At 62.0% G+C, this 781-nt stretch carries 1 protein-coding gene; it reads left to right on the top strand.

Annotated elements, in window-relative coordinates; translation table 11 throughout:
• Positions 1–92 precede the first annotated feature (92 nt).
• Positions 93–781, top strand: a 689-nt coding sequence (locus tag VSX60_RS22440; protein ID WP_327626445.1) for an IS110 family transposase, incomplete at its 3' end; no start/stop codon positions are given.

Raw genomic sequence — 781 nt, 5'->3', positions numbered from 1 at the left:
TTCATAGATGGGGTGGTTGCCGTCCTCCCGAGACGGCATCGCAATGTGCCAAGGTCGTGGTGTTAAGAGCCACGAAGCGGAGAGGACGGCAGATGAAGGATACGATGATCGGCGTGGACCTGGCAAAGAACGCGTTCCAGCTCCACGGCGCCTCGATGACGGGGCAATTGAAGTTCCGAAAGAAGCTGACACGGCTGCAATTCCTGAAGTTCATGTCGGAGCAGCCGCTGGCCGTGGTGGTGATGGAGGCCTGCGGCAGCGCCAGCTATTGGGCCCGTGAGATGGCGAAGCTCGGCCACGAGGTGAAACTGATCGCCCCACAGTACGTCCGGCCCTTCGTCAAACGCCAGAAGAACGACATGGCCGATGCCGAGGCGATCGTTATTGCCGCGCAACGGCCCGAGATGCGTTTCGTCGAACCGAAGTCAGAGGACCAGCAGGCGCGTGCCGTGATGTTCCGCAGCCGAGAGCGCCTCGTCCACCAGCGCACGGAGCTGGTGAACGCATTGCGTGCGGTCCTTTACGAATACGGCCATACAATTCCGCTGGGGATCGGACAGCTCAAGCGAATTGAGGCGCTGCTTGATGAGCCAAACAGCGATCTGCCCGCGCTGGTCCGTGAAGAATGCCGGGACATGATGGCGCAGATCGCGGAGAAAACGACCCGGATCGAGGCCCGAACGAAGCGCGCCGCGGAATTGGCCGCCTCGGCCGACACGGCAAAGCGTTTGCAGACGATGCCGGGTGTCGGACCGCTGACTGCGTTGGCGGTCGAGGCCTT

The sequence above is a fragment of the Aurantimonas sp. A3-2-R12 genome (genome assembly GCF_036016755.1).
GTDB lineage: Bacteria > Pseudomonadota > Alphaproteobacteria > Rhizobiales > Rhizobiaceae > Aurantimonas > Aurantimonas coralicida_A.
The sequence above is the reverse complement of the archived record's forward strand: the minus strand, read 5'-3'. Positions and strand labels throughout refer to the sequence as shown.